At 51.6% G+C, this 382-nt stretch carries 1 pseudogene; it reads right to left on the bottom strand.

The window, feature by feature from the left end:
• Window positions 1–382: pseudogene (locus UF05_RS26350) on the bottom strand (COG3650 family protein); the annotation flags it as partial.

Here is a 382-nt window from a genome sequence, read left to right as displayed (position 1 = left end):
TTGGACTGTGAAAACCGCATGCTGTTCCATGGTGTACGACGACCAAGGTCTTATCGCCGCATGAGCCGCCCCAAGCCAATTGAACCAGCAGTTCTTCATTTCCATCACTATTGAGATCGTACGTTAGCCAGCGGTATAGGTTATTGCTTTGTTCGGTTGGATGTTTGAAGAAGTGTTTACGTACCGCAGCATCGACTTTGGAATCGATATCGGCACTGTATGTGATGTCAGCACTGCCGATAGGTTGGTCTGCACGCCTCGCCGCCGGCTGTTGAACGCCTGCCTCACCGCCGGTAGCTGGGTAATGCAATGATGACCCATCGGCGATCGGGTCCACCATGTTGCCAACTTTTTCCTTGCTGTCTTTGCGTTGGTTTCCTTT

The organism is Vibrio sp. S457-15 (genome assembly GCF_000960545.1).
Classification (GTDB): Bacteria; Pseudomonadota; Gammaproteobacteria; order Enterobacterales; family Vibrionaceae; genus Vibrio; species Vibrio parahaemolyticus.
The sequence above is the reverse complement of the archived record's forward strand: the minus strand, read 5'-3'. Positions and strand labels throughout refer to the sequence as shown.